20 protein-coding genes are annotated in these 25355 nt (G+C 61.7%); 4 read left to right on the top strand and 16 right to left on the bottom strand.

Translation table 11 applies throughout. The features are described 5' to 3' along the window. Positions 1–84 precede the first annotated feature (84 nt). From HWE17_RS19380 to HWE17_RS19365, 4 genes are all read left to right on the top strand, one after another. Complete coding sequence (locus HWE17_RS19380; RefSeq protein ID WP_176389857.1) at positions 85–1467, top strand: caspase family protein; 1383 nt, start codon at positions 85–87, stop codon at positions 1465–1467. An 85-nt stretch (positions 1468–1552) separates the two neighbouring features. Continuing rightward, positions 1553–2374 carry a hypothetical protein gene (locus HWE17_RS19375; RefSeq protein ID WP_035823679.1) on the top strand — a complete coding sequence of 274 codons (822 nt, stop codon included), beginning with the start codon at positions 1553–1555 and terminating at the stop codon, positions 2372–2374. Positions 2375–2407: 33 nt separating this feature from the next. Next, the gene (locus HWE17_RS19370) at positions 2408–3139 is read left to right on the top strand and encodes a hypothetical protein (protein ID WP_176389856.1); all 732 of its coding nucleotides are present in this window, start codon (positions 2408–2410) and stop codon (positions 3137–3139) included. Positions 3140–3185: 46 nt separating this feature from the next. Further along, the gene (locus HWE17_RS19365) at positions 3186–4451 is read left to right on the top strand and encodes a DUF6445 family protein (protein ID WP_176389855.1); all 1266 of its coding nucleotides are present in this window, start codon (positions 3186–3188) and stop codon (positions 4449–4451) included. Between the two features lie 117 nt (positions 4452–4568). Here HWE17_RS19365 and HWE17_RS19360 read toward each other — a convergent pair whose 3' ends face one another. The 16 genes from HWE17_RS19360 to HWE17_RS19285 all read right to left on the bottom strand — a co-directional run bounded on the left by HWE17_RS19360 (position 4569) and on the right by HWE17_RS19285 (position 25252). Continuing rightward, the gene (locus HWE17_RS19360; protein WP_035823672.1) at positions 4569–5510 is read right to left on the bottom strand and encodes a LysR family transcriptional regulator; all 942 of its coding nucleotides are present in this window, start codon (positions 5508–5510) and stop codon (positions 4569–4571) included. A gap of 134 nt (positions 5511–5644) precedes the next feature. Further along, positions 5645–6619: a glycoside hydrolase family 43 protein gene (locus tag HWE17_RS19355; protein WP_176389854.1), complete on the bottom strand. Its 975-nt coding sequence runs from the start codon at positions 6617–6619 to the stop codon at positions 5645–5647. 4 nt (positions 6620–6623) lie between these two features. Beyond that, the gene (gene yjfF, locus HWE17_RS19350) at positions 6624–7598 is read right to left on the bottom strand and encodes a galactofuranose ABC transporter, permease protein YjfF (protein WP_176389853.1); all 975 of its coding nucleotides are present in this window, start codon (positions 7596–7598) and stop codon (positions 6624–6626) included. Then, the gene (locus tag HWE17_RS19345) at positions 7595–8614 is read right to left on the bottom strand and encodes an ABC transporter permease (protein ID WP_255206316.1); all 1020 of its coding nucleotides are present in this window, start codon (positions 8612–8614) and stop codon (positions 7595–7597) included. The genes yjfF and HWE17_RS19345 overlap by 4 nt, the downstream gene beginning before the upstream one ends. A gap of 59 nt (positions 8615–8673) precedes the next feature. Beyond that, positions 8674–10215, bottom strand: a complete 1542-nt coding sequence (locus HWE17_RS19340; RefSeq protein ID WP_176389852.1) for a sugar ABC transporter ATP-binding protein — start codon at positions 10213–10215, stop codon at positions 8674–8676. A gap of 9 nt (positions 10216–10224) precedes the next feature. Continuing rightward, positions 10225–11187 carry an ABC transporter substrate-binding protein gene (locus tag HWE17_RS19335; RefSeq protein ID WP_035823666.1) on the bottom strand — a complete coding sequence of 321 codons (963 nt, stop codon included), beginning with the start codon at positions 11185–11187 and terminating at the stop codon, positions 10225–10227. Between the two features lie 162 nt (positions 11188–11349). Then, positions 11350–13707, bottom strand: coding sequence for a glycoside hydrolase family 127 protein (locus HWE17_RS19330; RefSeq protein WP_176389851.1), 2358 nt, complete (start codon positions 13705–13707; stop codon positions 11350–11352). A gap of 9 nt (positions 13708–13716) precedes the next feature. Continuing rightward, on the bottom strand, positions 13717–14742 hold the full coding sequence (locus HWE17_RS19325) for an arabinan endo-1,5-alpha-L-arabinosidase (RefSeq protein WP_176389850.1): 1026 nt from the start codon (positions 14740–14742) through the stop codon (positions 13717–13719). Between the two features lie 65 nt (positions 14743–14807). Continuing rightward, positions 14808–16355 carry an alpha-N-arabinofuranosidase gene (locus HWE17_RS19320; RefSeq protein ID WP_176389849.1) on the bottom strand — a complete coding sequence of 516 codons (1548 nt, stop codon included), beginning with the start codon at positions 16353–16355 and terminating at the stop codon, positions 14808–14810. A 155-nt stretch (positions 16356–16510) separates the two neighbouring features. Next, entirely contained in the window at positions 16511–17278 is a 768-nt protein-coding gene (locus HWE17_RS19315) for an SDR family NAD(P)-dependent oxidoreductase (RefSeq protein ID WP_176389848.1), read from the bottom strand. Positions 17279–17321: 43 nt separating this feature from the next. Then, positions 17322–18899, bottom strand: coding sequence for an aldehyde dehydrogenase (NADP(+)) (locus tag HWE17_RS19310; RefSeq protein WP_176389847.1), 1578 nt, complete (start codon positions 18897–18899; stop codon positions 17322–17324). Next, the gene (araD1, locus tag HWE17_RS19305) at positions 18896–19888 is read right to left on the bottom strand and encodes an AraD1 family protein (protein ID WP_176389846.1); all 993 of its coding nucleotides are present in this window, start codon (positions 19886–19888) and stop codon (positions 18896–18898) included. The genes HWE17_RS19310 and araD1 overlap by 4 nt, the downstream gene beginning before the upstream one ends. Positions 19889–19900: 12 nt before the next feature. Further along, on the bottom strand, positions 19901–21643 hold the full coding sequence (locus tag HWE17_RS19300; protein WP_035823649.1) for an IlvD/Edd family dehydratase: 1743 nt from the start codon (positions 21641–21643) through the stop codon (positions 19901–19903). 196 nt (positions 21644–21839) lie between these two features. Beyond that, positions 21840–22910 (bottom strand): aldose epimerase family protein, encoded by a 1071-nt coding sequence (locus HWE17_RS19295; protein WP_176389845.1) that lies wholly within the window; start codon positions 22908–22910, stop codon positions 21840–21842. A gap of 17 nt (positions 22911–22927) precedes the next feature. Next, the gene (locus HWE17_RS19290; RefSeq protein ID WP_176389844.1) at positions 22928–23875 is read right to left on the bottom strand and encodes a family 43 glycosylhydrolase; all 948 of its coding nucleotides are present in this window, start codon (positions 23873–23875) and stop codon (positions 22928–22930) included. A 24-nt stretch (positions 23876–23899) separates the two neighbouring features. Then, positions 23900–25252 (bottom strand): MFS transporter, encoded by a 1353-nt coding sequence (locus tag HWE17_RS19285; protein ID WP_099401175.1) that lies wholly within the window; start codon positions 25250–25252, stop codon positions 23900–23902. Between the last annotated feature and the right edge of the window lie 103 nt (positions 25253–25355).

The following is a 25355-nucleotide window of genomic DNA, read 5'->3' as shown; positions in this document are numbered from 1 at the left end:
GGTAAAATGCATTTGAGCAATTTTCTCATATCACAGTAAAAATCGCTAACTTTAGTTACTTTCACGACAATTCCCGAGACGCCGATGCATCGCCTGATTCCCCTGTTCTTGAGCCTCATCTTTTTACTCTGCGGTAACGTCGTGCAAGCGGCCGTGGGCAACGCCGCCAGCGGTCCCGGCAAGCGCATCGCCCTGGTGATCGGCAACGCGGCCTATCCGCAACCTCTATTGAATCCCGTGAACGATGCGCGCGCCATGGCCGAGCGCCTGCGCCGCCTGGGCTTTGAAGTGCTGTTGCGCACGGACATCAATGCGCAACAGCTGCAAAAGGCGTCGGCCGAGTTTTCCACGCAGGCGCGCGGTGCCGATATCGCCCTCGTGTTTTACGCGGGCCACGGCGCGCAGTCGGGCGAAGCCAATTATGTGCTGCCGCTGGGCGCCAACATGAATGCGCTCAGTGCGGCCGCCATCGCCGCCCAGGGCGTGTCCGTTTCCAGCCTGGCGGGCGACTTGCAGCGCACGGGCGCGCGCGGCGCCGTGCTGATCCTCGACGCTTGCCGCCAGGAATATACGCGCGGCGGCGCCGTGGTGGTCCCCGGCGGCAATGCGGCCAGCCACGGCTTTGCCGACACGCAAGCGCCACGCGGCGTGGTGATCGCCTATTCGGCCGGTCCCGGCGCCCTGGCGCGCGATTTCTGGTCGCCCGATTCGCGCAACAGCCCCTACACGAGCGCCCTGCTCGACGCGCTGGACGCACCGGGCTTGCCCATGAGCGACGTGTTTTCGCAAGTGGCGGCCAGGGTTGCCGCCATGACGCACGACGTGCAAAAGCCCCGCGTGTCGTTCGGCGAAACGTCGGCGCGCCTGGTGCTGAACATGGGCAGCGGCAAGGGTGTCAGCCAGGCAACGCCGGGTGTGCTGGCCAGTACGCAAGGCCAGGGCGGCATGCGCGCGCCTGCGCCAACGGTGGAAAAGCCGGCCGCACCGGGCGCCAAGGTGTGGCCAGGCAATGTGCTGCAAGACATCAACTATGAAATCCGCATGCAGATCGCGGCCCGCCCGTTTCCCCGCCAGCAGCTGGAAAAGCGCGCGCGCGGCGGCGATCTGGTGGCGCTGACTGCCCTCGGCTATGGCATCGGCGGTGGCGATGCTGGAATAAAACAGCCGAAGGCCGGCATGCAGTGGCTGGAAAAGGCGGCCGCCAAGGACTTTCCGATTGCCCAGACCTATCTGGCGGAATTGCTGATGGTCAAGGGCGATCCCGCTTCGTTGAAACGGGCCGGCGTGCTGCTGGACGCGGCATCGCAGGCCGGCTACAGCCCCGCCCATGCGTATAAATTCGACCTGGCCCGGCGCACGGGCGCGCCGCCGCAGGATGCGGCCCGGCATTTGCAGGATGCCTTCATGGGCTTGATGAAGGATTACCAGGGCGCCGCCAAGGACATGATGCAGCCGCCAAAAAAATAATTCAAAATAATTTTAGATTTCCCTGAACTGCCCCCGTTATCCGTGGGTACATGCAATAGAGCATGACAGTGACCAGGGAAATCTCATGCAAACATCCAGCCCAGCAACATTCACCACCGGCCAGCGTGGCCGCATCCTCGCCTACCAGCCAAGCGGACAGGGTTCCGTCAGCGTGGCCGGCATTCAACATGCGTTCGACGTGGCCACGCACTGGCGCTCGGACGTGGCGCCCGCCATCAACGCCGTCGTCGACGTGCGCTTCGATGACGCCGGCAGCCTCGCCACCGTCAGCGCCGTGGCGACGCAGCAACTGGCGCAGGAAGAAATGGCCGGCGCGGCGAAATTGGCGCGCGAAAAAAGCCAGCAGCTGTGGGGCCAGGCCGTCTCCGCCCTGGGCATCAAGGTGCTGGCCAGCCTCGGCGTCCTGATCGCCGGCGCCTTTGTCTTCAACACCATCGGCATCCGTTTGTTCGCCTCCGTCTCGCGCACCTACTGGCAGTTGCTGGGCTTGTCCGCCGACAGCCTGGAAAGCTTTGCCCGCGATGGCGGCGGCGGTTTTACGTCCGCACAATTTTTCTTCCTGCTGGCCATCGGCGCCTGCTGCGCCACCATGGTTAGCAAGCACCCGAAAGCGGCGCTGGGCAAGTGCGCGCCCCTGTTGTTCATCGTCATCCACAGCAGCTTGCTGTTCATCAAGATCAAGGGCGCCGTCAGCGACGCGGGCAACGCCATGGGCGGCATCATGGGCAGCCGCGCGGCCCGCATGGCCGAGCAGATGGCCAGCGAAATGCTGGGACAAGTGTGGCAAGGACTCTCTTTTGGCATCGGTTTTTACCTGGTGCTGGCGTCTGCCATCGTCCTGGCCGCTTACGGCGTCGGCGAATACAAACGTAAAACCATCGGCTAATTCACCTCTTACATATTCATTGAAGGAAATATCATGAACCGTACCCTCCCTGCCCTGCTCGCCATCGCCGCCCTGCTGTCCGCCTGCGGCAAGCCCTCCGACACTGCAACGCCGGCCGCCTCGGCGCCCGCCACCAGCGTGGCCGATATGGCCGCCAAGGCGCAAGTCAAAGCGGCTGCCGCCAGCCTGCCGCAAGCGGACGCTGCCACGCCAGCGTCCAGCTATGTTGACATCACCAGCGGCCACCAGTTGATGTACAGCTACCTCGCCCTGTCCGGCGTGCCGCCCGACTATGCGGCCGTGGCGCAACGCATCTCGCGCGAATATGCGGGCAGCAACGACGCCTTCCGCAAGCAGGAACTGCTCGACGCCCTGAAACCGCAGATCGACGCCAAGGTCAATGAGGCCAAGACGAAGCGCTACCTGCGCTACCAGATCAATGGCCAGGGCGCGCTGTCGCCGTACGCGATGGACAAGGCCGCCTTCCCCGCCAAGTTCGCCGACGCGGGCACGTATTACTACATGTACGACAACGGCGACTACAAGCTGGCGTTCACGAATGGCGACGGTTATTCCTTGCTGAAAGTGGACCAGGAGGCGGCGCGCAAGATCGAGGCGGCGCGCAGCGGCTACAAGGATTTCGCCATCATCGTGTATGCCTATGCCCAGGAAGCGGACATGGCCAGCAACCAGGTCAAGGCGCAGATCGTCAAGGTGGCGATCAAGCTGAACGGGGAAGAAATTCCCGTCAGCCAGGCACGGTAGAACGGGCTCGGTTACACTGTTCGCCACATTGCATCGGGATAGTGACATGGGCGAACAGACACTGGCGGAACAACATCTGGCAAACGGGCAAGGGCTGCAGCAGCAAGGCAAGCTGATCGAGGCGATCAACGCCTACCAGGCCGCGTATAAACTGAACCCGGCCCTGGCCGAAGCGCAGCATTTCCAGGGCCTGGCGATGCTGGAACTGGGCCAGGGCGCCATCGGCCTGGGCCTCATCAAACTGTCGCTCAAGCAGCAGCCCGACAATGCCCTGTTCCACTACAACCTCGGCAATGTGCTGCGCGGTACGGACAGCGAGGCGGCGCTGGCCAGCTACGCCACGGCGGCGCGGCTGGCGCCGCACGAACATGATTTCGCGATTCTTCATGCCGAATTGCTGCTGGGGAAACAGCGGCTGATGGAGACCATCGCCGAACTGGAACGGGCGCACGCCCTGCGTCCGCAGCGCTGGCAAACCCTGCAAGGACTGGCCGAGCTGTATTACCGCACGGGACAGCAGGAACTGGCCTTGGCCCGCTACGCGCTAGCCCTGGCGCTGCATCCGGCGCTGGCGCACACGTGCCGCATCGGCTTTGCCAGTCCGCAAGCGGAACAAGTAGAAACGCTGACGCCGATCAACGTCGCGCCAGTGCTACAGGATTTTTTGCGCGAAACGGACTTGCACATCCTCGACGATTTCCTGCCCGACCCCACCGCCTGGCGCGCGCAGGCGCTCAACTTGCCGTTCGAGCAGCAGCGCTATGCGGGACAGAATTATCCGGGCAGCCAGACGGCGGGCCAGCCCAGCCAGGCCATCATGGAGCGCATCGCCACGGCGCTGGGCCGCCCCATCCGTTTTATCTCTCCCGACAACGGCTCGTATCGCCTCAGCTATGCGGACGCGATGGCGCGCACGGATATCCACGTGGACAATGAGACGGGCAACAATTTCAATTTCTATGCGGGCGTGCTGTATCTGAACCCGCCCGAGCAGTGCCAGGGCGGCACCACCTTCTGGCGCCACCAGCCCAGCGGCTGGTACCGGAGACTACCCGAGGCGGACGTGAAAGCGGGCGGCTACGCCAGCTTCAAGGATTTCCAGAAACGCTGGCTGCCGAACAGCAAAGTGCAGAAATTCAACGACTTGCAAGAACAGCGCGACAGTTGGCAAGCGCTGCTGGAAGTACCGATGCGTCACAACCGGTTGATCGTGTACAAGGGCCACTACTTTCACTCGATCAGCAATGTGTTTGGCGACACGCCGGAGAATGGGCGATTGGTGCAGCTGTTTTTCTTTGAGGTGCCCGATTGAGCATGTTGCACGGATATTGTCGGATTACGCCCTGCGGGCTAATCCGACCTACCTGTCACCGTGCCATGTGTAGGTCGGATTAGCGGAACGCGTAATCCGACACCACCAACACAGCACTCAATACATATCCGCCGCCGTCGCCCGGACGGCCTTGAGCAACATATCCGCCCCCGGCGACAGCAAATGATCCTGCTGGCGGATGATGCCGAACGCATCCATCTTGCACGGCAGCTCGATGGGCAAGATGCTCAGCACGTTCAACGATTCGTAGTAATGCGCCACTTCCGTCGGCATCACGTGCAGGGAATCCGTCTGCTGCAGCAAGGATGTGATCAGCAGCAAGGCGGTGGTGTCGACCACGTCGACGGGCGGCTCCAGGCTGGCGCGGCGGAACATCATGTCGAAACGGTGGCGCAGGATGCTGCCTTGCGGCGGCAATATCCACGGCTGGCCCGCCAGGTCCTTCAATTGCAGATTCTTGCGCGACAGCAGCGGATGGCCATTGCGCGCCACGGCGCTGGCCGGCTCTTCCGTCAATTCCTCGTAGATCAGGCCCGCGCTGCTTTCCTTTTCCAGGATGCGCCCGATCATGAAGTCGAGCGTGCCGTGCTGCAGCATGTCCATCAAGGTATTGCTGTGCTCCAGATGCACGCCGATGCGCATCAAGGGTGCCTGCTGCTTGATGCGGGCAATGGCTCGCGGCAGCAAGGCCATGGCCGGCGTCATGATGACGCCCACTTCCACCTGGCCCGTCAGGCCTGATTTGAGCGCGACGATGTCGTCATGCGCCAGGGACAAGCTCGTCAGGGCCATGCGCGCGTGGCGTATCATCGTCTCGCCGTAGATCGTCGGCTCCATGCCGCGCGGCAGCCTGTCGAACAGGCGCACGTCCAGCATCTCTTCCAGGTCCTTGATTTGCTTGGACGCGGCCGGCTGCGTCATGTGCAATTCTTCCGCCGCGCGGTGGATGTTGCGCTGCTCGTCAAGGGCGATCAACAGCAGCAATTGCCGCGTCTTCAGGCGGGCTCGCAAGAACCAGTTGGGGTTGAGGGTATCCATGAATAAATCATATCATGATCGATATCAGATACTGATGGATATCGATATTGTTGATATCGGTGTGTCTCCTTTTTTACAATTCAAAAACCCAAGAGCAAAGGCTGGGGTCAGACCCGGCGGGTCTGACCCCGGTACTAACCTGCCTTGCAGGCGGCGCTGGGGTTGGGTGCCGGGCCAGCCGTTTGATCGATGAATGCGATAGTGCCGTCCGGCTTGTATTTCAGCTCTTCCACGGCCACGGAACGCCGGTATTCTCCGCCGCCGGGTAACTTGTCGTTGTGATAGAAGATGTAGGACTTGCCGTTGAATTCGATGATGGCCTGGTGGATGGTTTTCACGACGGCGTTCTTGTCCATGATGGTGCCGCGGAAATGCCAGGGACCGGTGGGCGTCGGTCCCGTCGAATACGCCGTCTCTTCCGGGAAATTGCGCGAGTACGACAAATAATACGTACCCGCATGCTTGTGCATATAGGCCGCTTCCGTGAACGCATCCATGCCGAAGGTCAGAATCGGGCCGTCCAGCTCCGTCATATTGGCTTTCAGCTTGGCGTATTTCAAGACCGTATTGCCCCAATAAATGTAGGCCTGGCCATCCGTGTCGATGAAGACGGCCGGATCGATATCGTCCCAGGGAATGGCCGTCTGCTTCGTCATGTCGTTCGTGATCAGGGCGCTGCCGCGCGCGTCGACGAACGGGCCCGTCGGGCTGTCGGAGACGGCCACGCCGATGGCTTTGCCGGCAATGGTTTTATGGTCGACGGTCGAATAGAAATAATATTTACTGCCGCGCTTGACGATGTCGCCGGCCCACGCATCCTTGCCGGCCCACGCGAAGGTGGAAAAGCGCACGGGCGAGCCGTGATCCGTCCAGTTCGCCATGTCGCATGAGGAATACACACGCCACTCGTGCATGCGGTAATCCGTATCCGTGGCGCTCGCTTCATCGTGGCCCACGTACAGATACACCCTGCCATTGTCGACCAGCGCGGCCGGGTCGCCCGTGTAGATGTTTTTCACGATGGGGTTGGCCGCCGGCGCGTTGACTGCAATACAGGCGAGCGCCGCCGCCATGCCGATGGCTGCGGCAAGTTTATTCTTTTGAAACATGGTATTAACTCCGATTGGTATTCTTCTGGCCCATGGCCATCAGTCTTTGCACGACGCAAAAGACGAACAGCAAGCCGCCGATGACGATCTTGGTCCACCACGAGCTGAGCGTGCCGTCGAAGGCGATCAGGGTCTGGATGGTGCCCAGCACCAGCACGCCCGACAGCGCGCCCGCCACATAGCCGTAGCCGCCGCTGAGCAGGGTGCCGCCGATGACGACGGCGGCAATCGCGTCCAGTTCCGTGCCCTGCGCATGCAAGCCATAGCCGGACAGCATGTAAAACGAAAACAGCACGCCGCCCAGCGCGGCGCAAAAACCGCTGAAGGCGTAAATGAACACCTTGGTGCGGCCCACGGGCAGCCCCATCATCAGGGCCGACTGTTCATTGCCGCCAATCGCATACACGGCGCGGCCGAACGGCGTGGCATGCGCCAGCCAGATGGCCAGCAGCAACGTGATCACGGCGATCAGCACGCCCGGTGAAACGAAACCGCCCAGGAAGCCCAATTGCGTCTGCGACATGGCCACGAACAACGGGTCATCGATGGTGATGGAATTGATGCTGATCAAATAGCACAGTCCGCGCGCCAGAAACATGCCGGCCAGGGTGACGATGAAGGGCTGCAATTTGAAATAATGGATCAGCGCACCCATGCTGGCGCCAAAGACGGTGCCCAGCGCCAGCACGGTGACGATCACCAGCAGCGGCGGCCAGTGCGCCACGTTGAGCAGCCAGGCGGCGATCATGGTCGACAGGGCCAGCACGGAACCGACCGATAAATCGATGCCGCCGGAAACGATCACGAAGGTCATGCCGACGGCGATCACCAGCAAAAAGGCGTTATCGATCAACAGGTTAAAGATCACTTGCGTCGACAGCAGGCCCGGATAGGCGGCGCCGCCCAGGCCCAGCATCACCACCAGCAGCAAGACCGTGACGAGCGAGGTGAAATACGGGGTGTGCAGCAAACCCTTCATGCTTTTCTCCGATGCAGCAATTGCTTGAATTCCGACGATTGCGACAGGCAGACGAGGAAGACGACGACCGACTTGACGACCATGTTGACTTCCGGCGGCACGCCCAGCGAATAGATCGTGTAGGTCAGGGTCTGGATGATGAGGGCGCCGATCATGCTGCCCACGAGGCTGAACTTGCCGCCGGCCAAGGACGTACCGCCCAGGGTGACTGCCAGGATGGCGTCCAATTCCAGCATCAGGCCCGCATTGTTCGCGTCGGCGCTCTTGATGTTCGAGCTGATCATCAGGCCCGACAGGCCCGCGCAGGCGGCGCAAAAGACGTAGACGAAAAAGATCAGGGTGGCAGTCTTGATGCCGGCCAGGCGCGCGGCGACGGGGTTGATGCCGACGGCCTGGATGAACAGGCCCAGGGCCGTCTTGCGCATCAGCACGGCCGTGATGATGAACACGGCAGCGACGAGAAACAGGGAAAATGGCAAGCCGAACAGGTAGCCGCTGCCGATGAAAAAGTACGGCTGATAATAGACGGTGACGATCTGGCCATCCGTCAGCAATTGCGCCAGGCCACGCCCGGCCACCATCAGGATCAGGGTCGCGACGATGGGCTGCAAACCCAGGCCCGCCACCAGCACGCCATTCCAGGCGCCGCACAGCAAAGCCGCGCCCAAGGCCGCGGCCAGGGCCCAGCCCATGGGGATATTGCTGACGTAGGTCGGCACGCCGTTGTCCATCACCATGGTGCCGCCAATCAGCATGGCGGCCACGGTGCCGGACAGGGCCACGACGGCGCCCACGGAAATATCGATGCCGCGCGTGGCGATCACCAGGGTCATGCCCAAGGCCGCCAGCATCAGGGGCGCGGCGCGGTTGACGATGTCGATCACGCTGCCGTACAAATGGCCGTCGCGGATTTCCAAGTGAAAAAAGCCGGGGATGGCAAAGAAATCGACCAGCAGCAGCAAGAACAGCGCGGCCAGGGGCCGGCTCAAAGGGTGATGCAAGACGCTCTGCAACATGGAAGCATTCGTAAGGGAAGCCGCACGCGCCAGTGGCGCGCTCGATGGCGTGGATAAACTCATGTGGCGTCTCCGGCGATCACTTGCAGCACGGAGCTGTCGTCCAGCTCGCCGCGCGCATAGTCGCCGCAGGCCTTGCGGTCGCGCATGACGAGGATACGGTCGCTGCAGCGCAGCACTTCCGGCAACTCCGACGAGATGAACAATATCGCCATGCCCTTGCGGCAGAGTTTGCTCACATAGCTCATGATTTCCTGCTTGGCGCGCACGTCGATGCCGCGCGTCGGTTCATCGAGAATCAGCATGGCCGGCGAGGTCACCAGCCAGCGCGCCAGCAGGGCCTTTTGTTGATTGCCGCCCGACAGGCTGCCGATCGGCGTTTCGATGCTGGCCGTCTTGATGCCGAGCGCTTTGACGTACTCGTCGGCCAGCGCCTGCTGGCGTTTGAACGGGATGGCGCGCAGCAAGCCCGTGCGGGCCTGCAAGGCCAAAATAATGTTTTCGCGCACGGACAGCGACAGGATCGCGCCCTCGTGCTTGCGGTCTTCCGAGCAAAAGCCGATGTCCTGGGCAATCGCGTCGCGTGGCACGTTGAACTGGCGTGCCTTGCCTTGCATGACGATGCTGCCAGAGTCGGCCTTGTCGGCGCCGAACAGCAAACGCGCCAGTTCCGTGCGGCCCGAACCGAGTAAACCGGCCAGGCCCAGCAATTCACCCTGGCGGATGTGGAAATCCATGGGCAGCAAGGCGCCCTTGCGGCCCAGTCCCTGCGCTTCGAGCACAGTCGGGCCAAAGCTGGCGGCGCCCGCTTCTTGCGCCAGATCCAGCGTTTGTTCCTGCGTGTCGGCCGCCACGCCGATCATTTTATTGACCAGCGCCAGGCGCGACAGTTCGCTGCACGCATACTCTCCCTCGCGCTCGCCATTGCGCATGACGGTGATGCGGTCGGAAATGGCGTAGGTCTGGTCAAGGAAGTGGGTCACAAACAGAATCGCCATGCCCTGCTCGCGCAGGCGGCGCAGCACGGAAAACAGCAGATTGACTTCCGCCTCGTCCAGGCTGGACGTGGGTTCGTCGAGGATCAGCACGCGGGCCGAAATGTTCAGCGCGCGCGAAATGGCCACCATTTGCTGGATGGCCAGCGGAAAGCTGGACAGTTGCGCCGTGACATCGATATCGATCTGCAACTGCTGCAGCAAGGCACGCGCCTGCTGCTGCATGGAACGCCAATCGATCGCCCCGAAGCGGCGCGGATAGCGGCCGATAAAAATGTTTTCCGCCACCGACAGGTTCGGGCACAGATTGACTTCCTGGTACACGGTGCTGATGCCGAGCAACTGCGCATCCGACGTGGATGCGGGGGCGATGGCCTTGCCATCGAGCAGAATCTGGCCGCTGTCGGGCGTGTAGACACCCGTCAGCACCTTGATCAGCGTCGATTTCCCGGCGCCATTTTGTCCCATCAGGGTGTGCACTTCGCCCGGATACAGGCGCAGGGCAACGTCGCTGAGAGCTTTGACGCCAGGAAAGGATTTGCTGATGCCGCGCAACTCCAGCAAGGGAGCTGGCGCGGCATTGTGTTGCGCTTGCGTATTCATCATGCGGCAAGCTTAGTACTTACGGTTCGGGAATTCCTTGGCGGCCACCTCGGCAGGGAACACGCCTTCCACCGTCGTGATGCGCGCTGGCACGGGTTTACCGGCCACGACGTCGCGGGCAATCGACATCAGTTGCGGGCCCAGCAGCGGGCTGCATTCCACGGTGACGTTCAGCTTGCCGGCGATCATGGCTTCGAACGCGCCTTTGACGCCATCGATCGAGATGATGATGATGTCCTTGCCCGGTTTCATGCCCGCTTCTTCGATGGCCTGGATGGCGCCGATGGCCATGTCGTCATTGTGCGCGTACAACACGTTGATCTTCTTGCCCTCGGCCTTCAGGAACGCTTCCATCACTTCCTTGCCCTTGGCGCGTGTAAAGTCGCCCGTTTGCGAACGGATGATCTTCAGCTTCGGGTTCTTGCCGATGACTTCCTGGAAACCTTCCTTGCGGTCGATGGCTGGCGCCGAACCGACTGTGCCTTGCAGCTCGACGATGTTCAGTTGCGCGTCCGGGGTTTTCTTGGCGTGCTCGAGCAGCCATTGGCCGGCGCGGCGGCCCTCTTCCACGAAATCGGAACCGATAAAGGTCACGTACAGCGATTTGTCGGCCACGTTGACGGCGCGGTCCGTCAGGATGACGGGAATCTTGGCAGCCTTGGCTTCGCGCAAGACGGTATCCCAGCCGGACTCAACGACCGGCGAGAAGGCGATCACGTCGACCTTTTGCGCGATGAACGAGCGCAACGCCTTGACCTGGTTTTCCTGCTTTTGCTGCGCATCGGCAAATTTCAAGGTGACGCCATCTTTCTTGGCCGCATCCTTGATGGAGACGGTATTGGCGGTGCGCCATTCGCTTTCGGCGCCCACCTGCGAAAAGCCCATGACGAGGGGCTTGGCGGCAAAAGCGGAAGAAGTAGCGGACAGTGCGAGCAGCATGGCGCTGGCGAGGAGTGTGCGGCGTGTCAATTTCATTCTTGTCTCCAGTTTTTTTGGAATACCATCACAGCCGGATGCCGGATGGGCGGTTTTTTATGAACCCATGGTAGGAGAAAGCAACATAGCCATCCAATCAATTCTTTTTCGCTTGCGATACCGATTTGCGTATCAGTAGAACAAGCAAAGTCGCCTCTTCCCTCAGCGCAGCAGGCGCAAGCCGTACAGGCCGCCCGCCACGGAATCCTTGCCGGCGACAAATTTCACGGTCAATTTGCCCTTGGCGGCCGCTACCAGCGCCGCAGGCACGGCAATATCGACCGTATGCAGCTCTTGCGGCGCATCGGCCGCCACGGCGACTGCTTCAACCTTGACCCCGTTGAGCAAGACGTCGAAGACGCGGCCCGCATCCAGGGTGGACAGGGTCAGGCGCAATATCTTCGCTTCGGCTTGCGGGTCGCTCAGTTCATAGCTGAACCAGCCTGTGGCGTGGCGCCAATGCCTGCCCTTGTTGACACCGTTTTCTCCACCTTCGGCCTGGAAGAAATGATCGGATTCCGGCTGCTGTTGTCCCGGCGCCACTTGGTCGATGGTTTGCGCATCGAGCGCCAGCCGCTGCGCTTCGGCTTGCCGTGTGGTTTCCTGCAGCTGCGCCAGCCTGGCCGGCGTGGACACGGGCCAGTACAGCATGTAGCGAGAGTCATGCAGGCGGAAGAACGGGATCAGTTTGATCTTCGCCGCATCCTTGCCCTGAATCAGCCCGGGCGCCGTGAATGTCAACGGCTGGCCCTTCACGGGTTTGATCTTGTGCATGAACTCTTTTGTGTCGCTGACGAACAGCGGTGACGATTCCAGCGGACACACTTGCCCCTGCGCGATATGGCCCATGCGCGAGTCGTCGGCAAAATAGTTCAAGGCTTCATTGGCGAACGGCTGCGTCCTGGCCGCCAGCACGATGGGGCCATGCAGCACGGCATAGTAATTCGACTGGTCCGGCATCTGTTCCAGGCGCGTCGTCATGGGTAGCGTGACATCGACGGTGTCGCCGTTCTTCCAGGCCCGCGTAATCGTCACATAGTCGCCCGGTGCGCCGTTCACGCGCAGGGCCTTGCCATTGAGTTTGACGCGCAGCTTGCCCTTGGCTACCCACTGGGGATAGCGTATCTTCATGCTGAAGGTTTTATTTCCCTGCACTTTGATGCGCGTCGTGTCCTGGTCGGGAAACTGGGTCGATTGCACAATCTTGACGCCCCGCTCTGCCCAGTCCAGGGTGGACGCCATGAACAGGTTCACGTACAGGGCGTCGCCATCATGCGCGTAGATGAACTCGCCATACTTGGCCTGGCTTTCGATGCCGGAACCCACGCAGCACCACATGCCCTTGTCCACTTGCGAATATACGCGGTAGTGGTTCGGGCGCATGGGCGTGAAATACACGAAGCCGCCCGTGCCCGGGCGCTGCGACGACAGGATATGGTTGTACAGGGCGCGCTCGTAGTAATCCGCGTAGCGCACTTGCTCGTCACGCTTGAACAGTTGCTCGGTGAGCTTGAGCATATTGTAGGTATTGCAGGTTTCCGGCCCTTCGACCTCTTCCACCATCGACGAAAAATCGTGCTCGTCGTGGAAATGCTCCTTGACACTATTGCCACCGATGGCCACCGTGCGCTTGTCGTGCACGGTTTGCCAAAAGAATTGCGCCGCCTGCTGCCAGTCGCGCCGGCCCGTCAGCGCGCCGATGCGCTCGAAACCGATCACCTTTGGAATTTGCGTATTCGCATGCAAGCCCGTCAGCTTGTCCTGTTGCTCCACCAGCGGCTGCAATACCGCCTGGTGCGAGAAGCGCACGGCCAGGTCCATGTAGCGCTGCTCACCCGTCATCGCGTAGACGTCGGCCAGCACTTCGTTCATGCCGCCGTGCTCGGCGCGCAGCATCGCTTGCATCTGTGCGTCGCTCAAGGACCCCGACAGTTTCACGGCCCAGTCCGACAAGGCGATCAGCATGGCTTTCGCTTCAAGATTGCCAGCGTAGCGATAGGCGTCGCGCAAGCCCGCAAACACCTTGTGCAGGTTGTACCACGGCACCCATTTACCGTTGACGGAGAAGGTGTCCGCCTGCAACTCTCCCTTGGCGATAGCTTGCCAGGCCGCATTGCCATCGGGGATGCCGCCCAGATAACCATTGCCATTGGCGTCCTGGCATTTCTTCAGTTCCGCCACTACATAGTTCAGGCGTTCGCGCGCCTGCGCGTCGCCCGTGGACGCCACCATCAGCGCCAGCGCGGACACATAATGCCCGCCCATGTGGCCATCGAGCCCCGTCGATTCCCAGTTGCCATAGCTGGACTGGATTTGCGGCAAGCCCGCCTCGCGGCGAAACGGCGCCAGCAATTTGTCCGGTTCGAAGGCCAGCAGATAGTGCAAGTCCGTCGTTTGCGCGTCGAGGAATGGCCCCGCTTTCAAGCGCACGGACGAGAGGGGAAACAGCTCGGCTGCCTGCAGGACAGGCGTGGCAAGGCCGCTGGCGGCCAGCGCCAGCGTCAACAAGGTCTTGTGCATGGCGCGCCCTTAGGGTTTTGCGGCCGGCAATTGGCGGCTTTGATAGCGGTTCAAGTCGCGCGCATCGACCTGCGGCCAGCCATCCTTGTCCCACGTCATCGGCAGGATCTTGAGCTTCTGCAAATAATTGTCCGCCGTTTCGTAGGCGTGCAGCACCAGGTAATCCTTGCCGTCAAACGTATAGGCGCTGTTGTGGCCGAGGCCTTGCCAGTCCTTGTCGCCTTTCAGCAGCACCGTGCCGCCGCCCTGCGCCATGTCGCGGCCATCCTTGTCCAGATACGGACCCGTCACGCTCTTGGACCGTCCCACGGCCAGGTGATAGGTGCTTTTTTCCTTCTGGCAGCACAAGCCCCAGGAAACGAAGAGGAAGTAATCGTTGCCGCGCTGGAAGATGAACGGCGCCTCGATTTCCTCGGGCGCGGGCTTGAATTTGCCCGCCCTTGGCGGCAGCGGTACGCGGCGGGCCAGCGAGTGCCATTCTTGCGGTTCCGCAATAGTTTTCCAGTCCGCATTGAGTTTCACCAGCTTGATGCCATTCCAGAACGAGCCGAACGACATCCATGGCGTACCCTGGGCATCGGTGATGATGTTCGAGTCGATGGCGTTCCACTCGTCGCGCTCGGGCACCGATTGCAGCAGCATGCCCTGGTCGACCCAGCGGTAGTCGGGCGCGCGGGGATTCAAGGTCGTGTTGACGGTCACGCCGATGCCGGAGGTGTTCTTGCCGAAGCCGGACACCGAGTAATACAGATAATATTTTCCGTCGTGAAATTGCACGTCGGGCGCCCAGATATGGTCGTCAAAGCTGGGGGCAGCTGTTTTTGCCCAGGTCGGCTGGCCCGCGAAGACGCGCCCTTCCGGCTGCCAGTCGAGCATGTTTTTCGAACTGTAAAAGGTGATGCCGGGACCCGTGCTGTACAAATAATACGTGTCGCCTTCCTTGGCCATCACGGGGTCGTGCACGCTGACCTGGGCCGCCTGGACGGAGCTGAAGGCAAGCATGGCCACCAAGGCCATCGTTATCGAAAATCGCATCGTGTTCTCCACATGACCAGCCGGCCCGTCATGCGGGCCGGCTGGATACATCAAAATCGGCAGGTTTATTCGACGGCCACCACCACGACAGCCTTGGCAGGCACCGACACGGTCAGCTTGCCGCCTTGCGCCTTGGCATTGAACGCCACCGGCTGCACGGCTTGCGGTTGCGCAAAGCTGTTGACAGCATCCATCTTGCCTGCGGTCAACACGCGGCCCGTCACGCTGGCCACCTGCTTGCCGGCCAGCGCCACGCTCACGTCGACGGCCTTGTGCGGGTTCGTGTTGACCAGCGACAGATACACCTTGCCATCCTTGGCGCGCGCGGCCGAGGCGCTCACTTCAGGAATGCTGACCTTGCCCAGGCTGTATTTTCCATTACCCTGGATGGCGACCGGCAGCGAGGTGGCGTCCTGGAAGGGCACATACATTTCAAACGCGTGATACGTGGGCGTGAGGAAATATTTGTCCTTGTCCGTGATGATCATCGCCTGCAGCACGTTGACCATTTGCGCGATATTCGTCATGCGCACGCGGTCCGCGTGGGCGTGGAAAATATTGAAGTTCAGGGCGGCGACGAGCGCATCGCGCAAGCTGTTTTGCTGGAACAAAAAGCCCGTGTTGGTGCCCGGCTCGACGTCGTACCAGGTGCCCCATTCATCGACGTACAAGCCCGTCTTTTTCGAGGGGTCGTTCTTGTCGATGGCGGCGATATTGTTCTTGATCAAGCTATCGATGCGCAAGGTGCGGCTCAGTGTCGAGATCCATTCATTTTCGCCAAAACCCGTGGCGGCGCCCTTCTTTTCCCACACGCCGGTCGGCACCGTGTAGTAGTGGAAACTGATGGCGTCCATCATGTTCGGCTTGATTTCGCGGCTCAGGGTGCTGGACCAGCTGATGTCGTCGTCATTGCCGCCGCTGGCGATGAATTTCGGGCGCGCGCTTTCCGGCGTTTTCATGAAGGTGTGATAGTGCTTGTACAGGTCGGCATAGTACTGCGGGCGCATATTGCCGCCGCAACCCCAGGCTTCATTGCCGATGCCAAAGTAATCGACTTTATACGGCTGGGCGCGGCCATTCTTGCGGCGCAGTTCGGCCAAGGTCGATTTGCTGTCCGAGGTCATGTATTCGAGCCATTCGGACATTTCCTGCGGCGTGCCGGAGCCCAGATTGCCGTTGATGTAGGTCTGCGCGCCCAGCAGCTCGGCCAGGTCGAAGAATTCGTGCGTGCCGACGGCGTTCGATTCTTCCACGCCGCCCCAGTTGGTATTGACCTTGGTCGGACGCTGGGCGCGCGCGCCGATGCCGTCCTTCCAGTGGTATTCATCGGCAAAACAGCCGCCCGGCCAGCGCACCAGGGGCACGTGCAACTGTTTCAGCGCGCCCAGCACGTCATTGCGCCAGCCCTTGGTGTTCGGAATGGAAGACTCCGGCCCCACCCACATGCCTTCATAGATACCGGTACCCAGATGCTCGGCGAACTGGCCGTACACGTTCTTGTTGATCACGGCACCGGGCTTGGCCACGTCGATGGTGACACTGACGGGCGCGGCAAAGGCGCTGCCGGCCATGGCCAGGCTGAGGGCCACGATGCTGGTATGGATGAATTTCATGCTGTCTCCTGTTTTTTAGTGAAAAGCAAGGGCCGGGATCAACCCGGCGATGTAATGGCGAGGCCTCTCCTGCCGCGGGGTTGGGGCGGCAAGAGGGTATTTCTAGATCGGAGGTGCCGGTCAGTCCCGGCGCGGATTGAACGATGCGCTAAGGCTTAGATCCAGCCGGCATCCACAATGAATTCCTGGGAGGAACACATAGCACCATCGTCCGAGGCAAGGAACAGCACCATGGCGGCGATGTCCTGTGGCATCAGCTTGCTTGGCAAGCATTGGCTTTTCTTGATTTCCACTTCGGCCGCGTCGTCGACCCACAGGTCGATCTGGCGCTGCGTCATGACCCAGCCCGGTGTGACGGTGTTGACGCGGATATTGTGGGCGCCATAATCGCGCGCCAGGCCCCGCGTGAGGCCCACGACGGCCGCCTTGGTGGTGGCATACACAGGGTAGCCGCCCGACTTCATGTGCCAGGAAATCGAGCTGACGTTGATGATGGAACCGCCACCCTTGCGCTTCATGCCCTCGAAAACGGCCTGGCAGGTGAAGAACATGGGACGTTGATTGATCGCAATGCGCTCATTCCAGTATTCCAGGGTGACGTCCTGCGCCTGGTGGCGCTGGTCGTTGGCGGCATTATTGACGAGAATATCGAAGTCGCCCAGCTTGTCGGCCAGTTCGACCATGACGGCTTGCAGCGATGGAATATCCCTGATGTCGCAATGGCGGAACAATGGCGCCGCCAGGCCCGCTTCGGCCAGGCGGCGGCACAGGGCCTCGCTCGCTTCTACGGCGATATCGACAAACGCCACCAGCGCGCCCTGGGCGGCAAACTCCGCCACCAAAGATTCGCCGATGCCGCTGCCGCCACCCGTGATGAACACGCGCTTGCCCTGCAAGCTGCCATATTTCGCCAATTGCTTCATCTTGTCTCCACCTGTTTATTTTTATTTTTTGATTAAATTACAATTAAACTTTACCGAGCACGCCATCGTGACGGCGCCAGATCCCCAGCGGATTATCGTCGCGCAGCGACTCTGGCAGCAAGTCTTGCGGCAGGTTCTGGTAGGACACAGGACGCAGGAAACGGTTGATGGCCGCCGTGCCGACCGAGGTGCTGCGGCCGTCCGACGTGGCCGGGAACGGGCCGCCGTGCACCATGGCCGTCGACACTTCCACGCCCGTCGGGAAACCGTTGGCCAGGATGCGGCCCACGCGGCGCTCCAGCACGGGCAGCAAGCGGCGCGCATCTGCCACGTCGCCGGCATCCATCTGCAGCGTGGCCGTCAGCTGGCCTTCCAGGCTTTCCGTGATCGCCAGCAATTGCTCGATGTCGCGGCAAGCGACCAGCAGCGAGGCCGGGCCGAAGACTTCATCGCGCAGATCGTGCTTGGCCAGGAAAGCCTCGCCCGAGGTGACGAACAGGGCGGCGGCGCCCTTGCCTTCATCGCCCGTATTTTGCACCAGCGGCGTCACATCGGCGTGCTGCGCCAGGGCGGCGACGCCCTTGGCATAGCTGCTGGCGATACCGGCCGTCAACATGGTGGCGGCCGGCGCCGGCGCCAGCGCTTCGGCGGCAGCGGCGGCAAACGCCGTAAAGTCAGCGCCTTCCAGGCCCAGCACGAGGCCGGGATTGGTGCAGAACTGGCCCACGCCCATGGTCAGCGAGGCGGCAAAGCCGCTGGCGATCGCCGCGCCACGGGCGGCCAGCGCTTGCGGCAGCACGAACACGGGGTTGATGCTGCTCATTTCCGCATACACGGGAATTGGCTGTGGACGTTCCGCCGCCACCTTCATCAGGGCGATGCCGCCCGAACGCGAACCCGTAAAACCGACCGCCTGGATGGCGGGATGGGCAACCAACGCCTGGCCGATGCCATTGCCCGTGCCCGTCAGCAAGGCGAACACGCCAGCCGGCAGCTTGCACAGGGCAATCGCTTTCACGATGGCGCGCGCCACCAGCTCCGACGTGCCCGGATGGGCCGAGTGGGCTTTCAGGACGACAGGGCAGCCGGCCGCCAGGGCCGAAGCCGTATCGCCGCCAGCCACCGAGAAGGCCAGCGGGAAATTGCTGGCCGCAAACACGGCGACGGGGCCCAGGCCGATCATGCGCAAGCGCAAGTCAGGACGCGGCGGCGTACGGTCAGGCAGCGGGCTGTCGATGCGCGCATCGGTCCACGATCCTTCGCGCAACAAGCCGGCGAACAGTTTCAATTGACCCACCGTGCGGCCACGTTCGCCTTCCAGGCGGGCGCGCGGCAAACCGCTTTCCGTCATGGCGCGCACGATCAGGTCGTCGCCCAGCTCGCCGATTTGCGCGGCGATGGTGTCGAGAAAATCGGCGCGCTGCGCATCCGTGGTGGCGCGGAACGGGTCGAACGCGGCTTGCGCCAGACGGCATGCCTCGTCGATTTGCGCTACGTCAACCATGTGGAAGGCGGGCGCGATGTGCGCGCGCGCGGCCGGGTCCCACGCTTCGAAGAAGCCGCCATTGCCCTTGACGGCGACGCCGCCGATCAATGCATCACCGGTGATATTGAAACTCATAATGTGCTCACTTTCGCAAATTCGGTTGGGAAGACGTCGAGGCGGTTGCGCAAGGCAGGGCCAAAGGCCGGCGCTTCGATTTCAAAGGTTTCACCCGGCGCCACGCTCACGCCATCGGCAAAGCTTAACGTGGCCGTGCCGAAGAAGTGCACGTGCACGTCGCCAGGGCGCTTGAACAGCGGATACTTGAAGTGATGGTGTTCCAGGTTGGCGATCGTGTGCGACATATTCTCTTCGCCGCTGACAAATGCCTTTTCCCAGCGCACATAGCCAGCCGCGTCCAGCACGCGCGAAGTACCGGCGATATGCGCAGGCAATTCGCCCACCAGCAGGGCCGGTCCCACGCTGCAGGCGCGCAGTTTCGAGTGGGCCAGGTACAGATAGTTCTGGCGCTCCGTGATGTGGTCCGAAAATTCATTGCCGATGGCGTAGCCGACCCGGTAGGGCTGGCCGTCGTCGCCGATCACGTACAGGCCGGCGATTTCCGGCTCTTCGCCGCCATCGAGAGCAAAGTCCGGCATGCGCAGCGGCTGGCCGCCGGCGCGCACGATGGAGCCGTCGCCTTTATAGAACCATTCTGGCTGGGCGCCGGCCGTGCCGTCAGCCGGCTTGCCGCCTTCCACGCCCAGGCGGAACATTTTCATCGAGTCGCTCAAGGATTCCGCGTCGCCGCCGATCTTCTTGTGCATGGCATCGCGCGCGCCGGCGCTGCCCAGGTGGGTCAGGCCCGTGCCCGTCACGTAGCAGTGCGCTTCGTCGGCGTGGTCGAGCGGCGGCAGCACGCGGCCGGCAGCGGCCACGTCGGCATAGGAATGCGTGGCGTTGCCGACGGTAGCGTTCACCAGGTCCGCCAGACTGACCTTTTTCCGGATGGCGTCTTGCGCCAGCGCATACGTCGTGTTGTAGCCTTCGATGACGCGGATGACGTCGTCTTGCAGCAGGCCGACCAAGCGCCCGCCATGTTCATTCGTAAATTGCAGCAACAGCATGGGATTCTCCGCTTAATGTGAGTGGCGCGGCACGGCGGAACCGCGATTGCCGACCAGGAAGTCGAAATCGCAGCCTTCGTCGGCCTGCAACACGTGTTCGATGTACAGCTGCTGGTAGCCGCTCTTCGGCCCGGGCGCGCTGCCCAGTTCGCGCTTCGCCAGGCGCTCGGCGATTTCCGCGTCGCTGATGTCGATGTTCAGGCTGCCGTTGTGGCAATCGAGAGCGATCATGTCGCCGTCGCGCACGATACCCAGCGGACCGCCGGCCATCGCTTCCGGCGCCACATGCAGCACGACGGTGCCGTAGGCGGTGCCGCTCATGCGCGCATCCGAGATGCGCACCATGTCGGTGATGCCTTGCGCCAGCAGTTTTGGCGGCAAGCCCATGTTGCCCACTTCGGCCATGCCGGGATAGCCTTTCGGGCCGCAGTTCTTCATGACCAGCACGGAGTTCGCGTCCACATCGAGATCAGGATCAACGATGCGGGCCTTGTAATGTTCAAAGTCTTCGAACACGACGGCCTTGCCGCGGTGCTGCATCAAATGCGGCGAAGCGGCCGACGGTTTCAGCACGGCGCCGCGTGGCGCCAGGTTGCCGCGCAGCACGCAAATGCCGCCATCGGCCAGCAATGGGTTGTCCAGCGTGCGCACCACCTCGTCGTTGTAGATCGGCGCTTCGACGCAGTTGTCCCACAGCGACTTGCCGTTGACGGTCAGCGCATTCTTGTGCGGCAACAAATCGCCCTCGCCCAGGCGGCGTATCACGGCCGGCAAGCCGCCCGCATAGTAAAACTCTTCCATCAGGAAACGGCCCGACGGCAGCAAGTCGACGATGGTCGGCGTGCCGCGGCCTACCTTGGTCCAGTCTTCCAGCTCCAAAGGCACGCCGATGCGGCCGGCAATCGCTTTCAGGTGGATCACGGCATTGGTTGAACCGCCGATGGCGGCGTTGACCTTGATGGCGTTTTCAAATGCCTCGCGCGTCAGCACTTTCGACAGGCGCAGGTCTTCGTGCACCATTTCGACGATGCGGATGCCCGACATGTGCGCCAGCACGTAGCGGCGCGAATCGACGGCGGGAATAGCCGCGTTGTGCGGCAGCGAGGTGCCCAGCGCTTCGGCCATGCTGGCCATCGTCGAGGCCGTACCCATGGTGTTGCAGGTACCGGCCGAGCGCGACATGCCCGATTCGGCCGACATGAACTGGTGCAAGGTGATCGATCCGGCCTTCATCTGCTCGTGCAACTGCCACACGGCGGTGCCGGAACCGATGTCCTTGCCGTTCAGCTTGCCGTTCAGCATGGGACCGCCGCTGACGACGATGGTCGGGATATCGACGCTGGCAGCGCCCATCAGCAGCGCTGGCGTGGTCTTGTCGCAGCCGACCAGCAGCACGACGGCGTCCATCGGGTTGCCGCGGATCGATTCTTCCACGTCCATCGAGGCCAGGTTGCGCGTCAGCATGGCTGTCGGGCGCAAATTCGATTCGCCGTTCGAGAAGACGGGGAATTCCACGGGGAAACCGCCCGCTTCCAGGATGCCGCGCTTGACGTGCTCGGCCAGTTGGCGGAAATGCGCGTTGCAGGGGGTCAGTTCGGACCAGGTATTGCAGATGCCGATGATGGGCTTGCCATGAAATTCGTGGTCAGGTATGCCCTGGTTTTTCATCCAGCTGCGGTACATGAAGCCATTCTTGTCCTGCGAGCCGAACCACTCGGCCGAGCGCAGGGCTACCTTCTTTTTTGTCTCAGACATGCCATTCTCCTGGTTGTGCTATGCCGGATCTAATGTCGTCGGCCCGGGCAGCGATGTTGGAATACTAAAGAATCCTGCCATGCCTTTCCAATCAATTTTTAATGCGTTCCGATATCGAAAACGATATGACAATGCCGTAATGAAAACGCCCTGCGAGCGCGTGGCGGCAGGGCGTGGGCTGTTTTGACTGGGGTGCTTACCCGGCGGAAAAGCGGTACACGGTTTGCGTCTGATACACCTGACCCGGGCGCAAAATGGTGCTGGGGAAGTGCGGCTGGTTCGGCGAATCCGGAAAATGCTGGGTTTCCAGACATAGCGCGCTGCGATAACTGTTGGCGCACAGCTTGCCGGGCTGGCTGCCGTCGAGGAAATTGCCCGAATAAAACTGGACACCGGGCTCCTGCGTGTACACCTGCATCACCCTGCCCGATTGCGGGTCGCGCACGGTGGCGGCCAGGTTCAGCCCGTGATCTGCCTGTTTATTGAGCACAAAGTTATGGTCGTAGCCGCGGCCGATGCGCAGCTGCTCATGCGGCAGGGCTATGCTGTCGCCGATAATGGTGCTCTGGCGCAAGTCGAACGGTGTGCCGGACACGTCCGCCAGTTCGCCCGTGGGTATCGACCCCGCGTCCACGGGCAGGTAGCGGTCCGCGTTGATCGTCACCTCATGGCCGAGGATAGTGCCCTGCCCCGCCAGATTGAAATAGCTGTGGTTGGTCAGGTTGATCGGCGTGGCCTGGTCCGTCACGGCGTGGTAACGCAGGCTCAGCGCATTGTCGTTGTCCAGTTCGTACACGACGGTGACGTCGAGCTTGCCCGGATACCCGTCTTCGCCGTGCGGGCTGCTGCGCGTAAACGTCACGCCGACGGCATCGTCCCTGGTGAACGGCTCGGCCTGCCACATGACCTGGTGAAAGCCTTGGTTGCCACCATGCAAGTGATTCGGCGCATTATTGACGGCCAACTGGTAATCCTTGCCGTCGAGGCTAAAACGTCCCTCGGCGATGCGGTTGCCGTAGCGGCCGATGACGGCGCCCAGGAAAGCGCCGTTGGCCAGATACGGCTCGATGCGATCAAAACCCAGCACCACGTCGGCAAAGCTGCCATCGCGGTCAGGCACGTGGATTTCGCTGATGATGGCGCCAAAGTCGAGCACTTTGACTTGCATGCCCTGGCGGTTCGTCAGGGTAAATACGCTGACGGGCTGGCCATCGGGCAGGATGCCGAACGGCGCTTGCGTCACTGAAACAGAATCAACTGGGGTCATGGCGTCGGATCCAGGGTTTACAGGGTCGATGAACGGCCAAACACGGGCATGCCTTGCGCATCCCAGCGCAGCGGTTTGACAAAGGTATGGCGGTCCGGGTTCCACAAAGGGTCGCCAACGATTTCCGTGTAGGTGCGGGCATGGTACACCAGCAATACGCCATCGCCGTCGCCGGCCGTGGTAAAGCTGTTGTGGCCGGGGCCGTAGATGCCGTGCTCGTAGCAGGTGGCAAACACGGGCTCGGACGACTTGGTCCACGCCGCCGGATCGAGCAAGTCGGCGGACTCGTCGGCCCACAGCAAGCCCATCGCGTAGTTTTCATCGGTGGCGCTGGCCGAATAGCTGATGAATATCTTGCCGTTGCGCTTCAGCACGGATGGCCCCTCGTTGACCCAGAAGCCGCGGATTTCCCAGTCGAATTCAGGTTTGCTCAGCATCACGGGCGGGCCGGCCAGCTGCCACGGCGTGGCCATCGGCGCGATGTACAGGTTCGAGTTGCCCTCGATGGCCACATCTTTCTGCGCCCACAGGTAGTACAGCACGCCGTCGTGCTCGAACGTGGTGGCGTCCAGGCAGAAAGTGTCGATGCCCGTGTCGACCTGGCCCATGAATTCCCACTCGCCTTCGAGTGGATTCGCATGCGTATTGCGGATCGCATACATGCGGTGCTGGAACAGTTTATGTTTGATCTCGCGGCTCGGCGCGGCGGCGAAATACACATACCAGGCACCCTGGTTGAAGTGCAGCTCGGGCGCCCACACCAGTTCGCTGTACGGCCCCGTTTCCGGCTTGTGCCACACGTCGACCGTTGGCGCGCCGGCCAAGCCGGCGATGCTGTCGGCGCGGCGCAGTTCGATGCGGTCGTACTGCGGCACGGAGGCCGTAAAGTAATAGTAACCGTCGCTGTGACGGTAGATATGCGGGTCGGCGCGCTGTTCGATCAGCGGTTTCAAGACGTCTGCCATATTGCTTGCTCCATTCAATTATTCTTACGCAGCCACGTAGCCGCGCTTGTGCATTTCCGACTTCACGCCGCTGTAGTACGTATCGCTGATGCGGTATTTGAACATCAGCAAGCCCATCAGCAAGTGGAAGAAGCCGGGGATGACCGACAGCATCAGGGCGATGCCGTTCAGGGCGAATTGCGTTTGCTCATGGTTGGGCTGGTAGTCGAAATACGACAGCAGCATGCCGACCAAAAAGCCGGCCACGGCCATGCCGGCCTTCTGGCACACGGAGATGCCGCCAAAGGCGAAGCCGGAGACGCGCTTGCCCGTTTTCACTTGGCCATAGTCGATGGTCTCGGCGATGGCCGACCAGAACACGGGCGCATGCAAGTCGACCACAAAGGACAGCAGGAAATACAGGGCGAAGGCCAGCACGGTGTCGCTCGGTGTGACGAAGAAATAGATCGCCAGGCTGATCAGCGCGACGCCGATCTGCGTGTAGCGGAACAATTTGACCTTGCAATAAAACTTGGTGATCCAGGTCGAGGCGATCATGGCCAGGATGGCGGCCACCACGCCCGTCGTGAGGAAGGCGGCCACCGTTTCCGTGCTGCCACCCAGATAGTATTTCGCATAATAAATGGCGACGGAGCCGCGCACCACGTAGCCCACCGTGCCCGTGACGCACACGCCGCACAGCACCAGCCACTGGTCGTTTTGCAGCAGCACTTTCAATTGCGCCAGCAGCGATTGCTTCTCCACCACGTGGACGACGCGCTCGGTGGTGGTGAAATAGCAGAACAGGAACAGGGCCACGCCCATGACGGCCATCACGGCCATGGCGGCCTGGTAGCCGACGGCCGGGTTGCCGCCGCCCCAGCGCTGCGACAGGATCGGCACGACGATGGTCACCATGAAGGCGCCGATCTTGGCGAAGAACAAGCGGTAGCCATTGGCCGACAGGCGCTCATGCGGGTCGCTGGTCAGGCCGCTGATCAGCGAGATATAGGGAATGCCCACGCCGGCCGTCATGATGGTCATCAGGATATACGTGGAATATGCCCAGATCAGCTTGGCGTCATAGCCCCATTCCGGCGTGGTGAAGACGAAAAACACGCTGATGCCGAAGGGCACGGCCAGCCACAGCAGGTATGGGCGGTAGCGGCCCGAGGCGAAGCTGTAGCGGTCGGTGATCTGCCCCATGACGAGGTCGGCGATGGCGCCCACCACTTTCACGGCCACGAACAGCAGGGCCAGGTCGGTGGTTTTCAAGCCATAGATATCGGTATAGAAAAAGGTGATGATCAACATCATCGACGAGATGACGACATTGAGCGCCATGTCGCCGGCGCCGAAGCCGACCTTTTCAACGGTAGATAATTTTTGCGTCTCCATGCTTTCCGTCCATTCTTTTTATGATGAATCGTGCGTGACTGCCCAACTGACACGGGCGTTGCCGGCCGAAACCATGGCAACGCCCTTGATTTTTTACGATGCG

It is taken from the genome of Janthinobacterium sp. BJB401 (assembly GCF_013372745.1).
In the GTDB taxonomy this organism is placed as follows: domain Bacteria; phylum Pseudomonadota; class Gammaproteobacteria; order Burkholderiales; family Burkholderiaceae_D; genus Janthinobacterium; species Janthinobacterium rivuli.
This window is presented reverse-complemented; position numbering and strand designations above follow the sequence as displayed.

Excerpts from the sequence above, each read along its gene's own strand:
- HWE17_RS19295 (WP_176389845.1), bottom strand. The coding sequence starts at position 22,910 with ATGACCCCAGTTGATTCTGTTTCAGTGACGCAAGCGCCGTTCGGCATC.
- yjfF (WP_176389853.1), bottom strand. The coding sequence starts at position 7,598 with ATGAAGGGTTTGCTGCACACCCCGTATTTCACCTCGCTCGTCACGGTC.
- HWE17_RS19330 (WP_176389851.1), bottom strand. The coding sequence starts at position 13,707 with ATGCACAAGACCTTGTTGACGCTGGCGCTGGCCGCCAGCGGCCTTGCC.
- HWE17_RS19375 (WP_035823679.1), top strand. The coding sequence starts at position 1,553 with ATGCAAACATCCAGCCCAGCAACATTCACCACCGGCCAGCGTGGCCGC.
- HWE17_RS19290 (WP_176389844.1), bottom strand. The coding sequence starts at position 23,875 with ATGGCAGACGTCTTGAAACCGCTGATCGAACAGCGCGCCGACCCGCAT.
- HWE17_RS19335 (WP_035823666.1), bottom strand. The coding sequence starts at position 11,187 with ATGAAATTGACACGCCGCACACTCCTCGCCAGCGCCATGCTGCTCGCA.
- HWE17_RS19315 (WP_176389848.1), bottom strand. The coding sequence starts at position 17,278 with ATGAAGCAATTGGCGAAATATGGCAGCTTGCAGGGCAAGCGCGTGTTC.
- araD1 (WP_176389846.1), bottom strand. The coding sequence starts at position 19,888 with ATGCTGTTGCTGCAATTTACGAATGAACATGGCGGGCGCTTGGTCGGC.
- HWE17_RS19360 (WP_035823672.1), bottom strand. The coding sequence starts at position 5,510 with ATGGATACCCTCAACCCCAACTGGTTCTTGCGAGCCCGCCTGAAGACG.
- HWE17_RS19380 (WP_176389857.1), top strand. The coding sequence starts at position 85 with ATGCATCGCCTGATTCCCCTGTTCTTGAGCCTCATCTTTTTACTCTGC.
- HWE17_RS19325 (WP_176389850.1), bottom strand. The coding sequence starts at position 14,742 with ATGCGATTTTCGATAACGATGGCCTTGGTGGCCATGCTTGCCTTCAGC.
- HWE17_RS19340 (WP_176389852.1), bottom strand. The coding sequence starts at position 10,215 with ATGATGAATACGCAAGCGCAACACAATGCCGCGCCAGCTCCCTTGCTG.
- HWE17_RS19320 (WP_176389849.1), bottom strand. The coding sequence starts at position 16,355 with ATGAAATTCATCCATACCAGCATCGTGGCCCTCAGCCTGGCCATGGCC.
- HWE17_RS19345 (WP_255206316.1), bottom strand. The coding sequence starts at position 8,614 with ATGTTGCAGAGCGTCTTGCATCACCCTTTGAGCCGGCCCCTGGCCGCG.
- HWE17_RS19355 (WP_176389854.1), bottom strand. The coding sequence starts at position 6,619 with ATGTTTCAAAAGAATAAACTTGCCGCAGCCATCGGCATGGCGGCGGCG.
- HWE17_RS19285 (WP_099401175.1), bottom strand. The coding sequence starts at position 25,252 with ATGGAGACGCAAAAATTATCTACCGTTGAAAAGGTCGGCTTCGGCGCC.
- HWE17_RS19365 (WP_176389855.1), top strand. The coding sequence starts at position 3,186 with ATGGGCGAACAGACACTGGCGGAACAACATCTGGCAAACGGGCAAGGG.
- HWE17_RS19300 (WP_035823649.1), bottom strand. The coding sequence starts at position 21,643 with ATGTCTGAGACAAAAAAGAAGGTAGCCCTGCGCTCGGCCGAGTGGTTC.
- HWE17_RS19310 (WP_176389847.1), bottom strand. The coding sequence starts at position 18,899 with ATGAGTTTCAATATCACCGGTGATGCATTGATCGGCGGCGTCGCCGTC.
- HWE17_RS19370 (WP_176389856.1), top strand. The coding sequence starts at position 2,408 with ATGAACCGTACCCTCCCTGCCCTGCTCGCCATCGCCGCCCTGCTGTCC.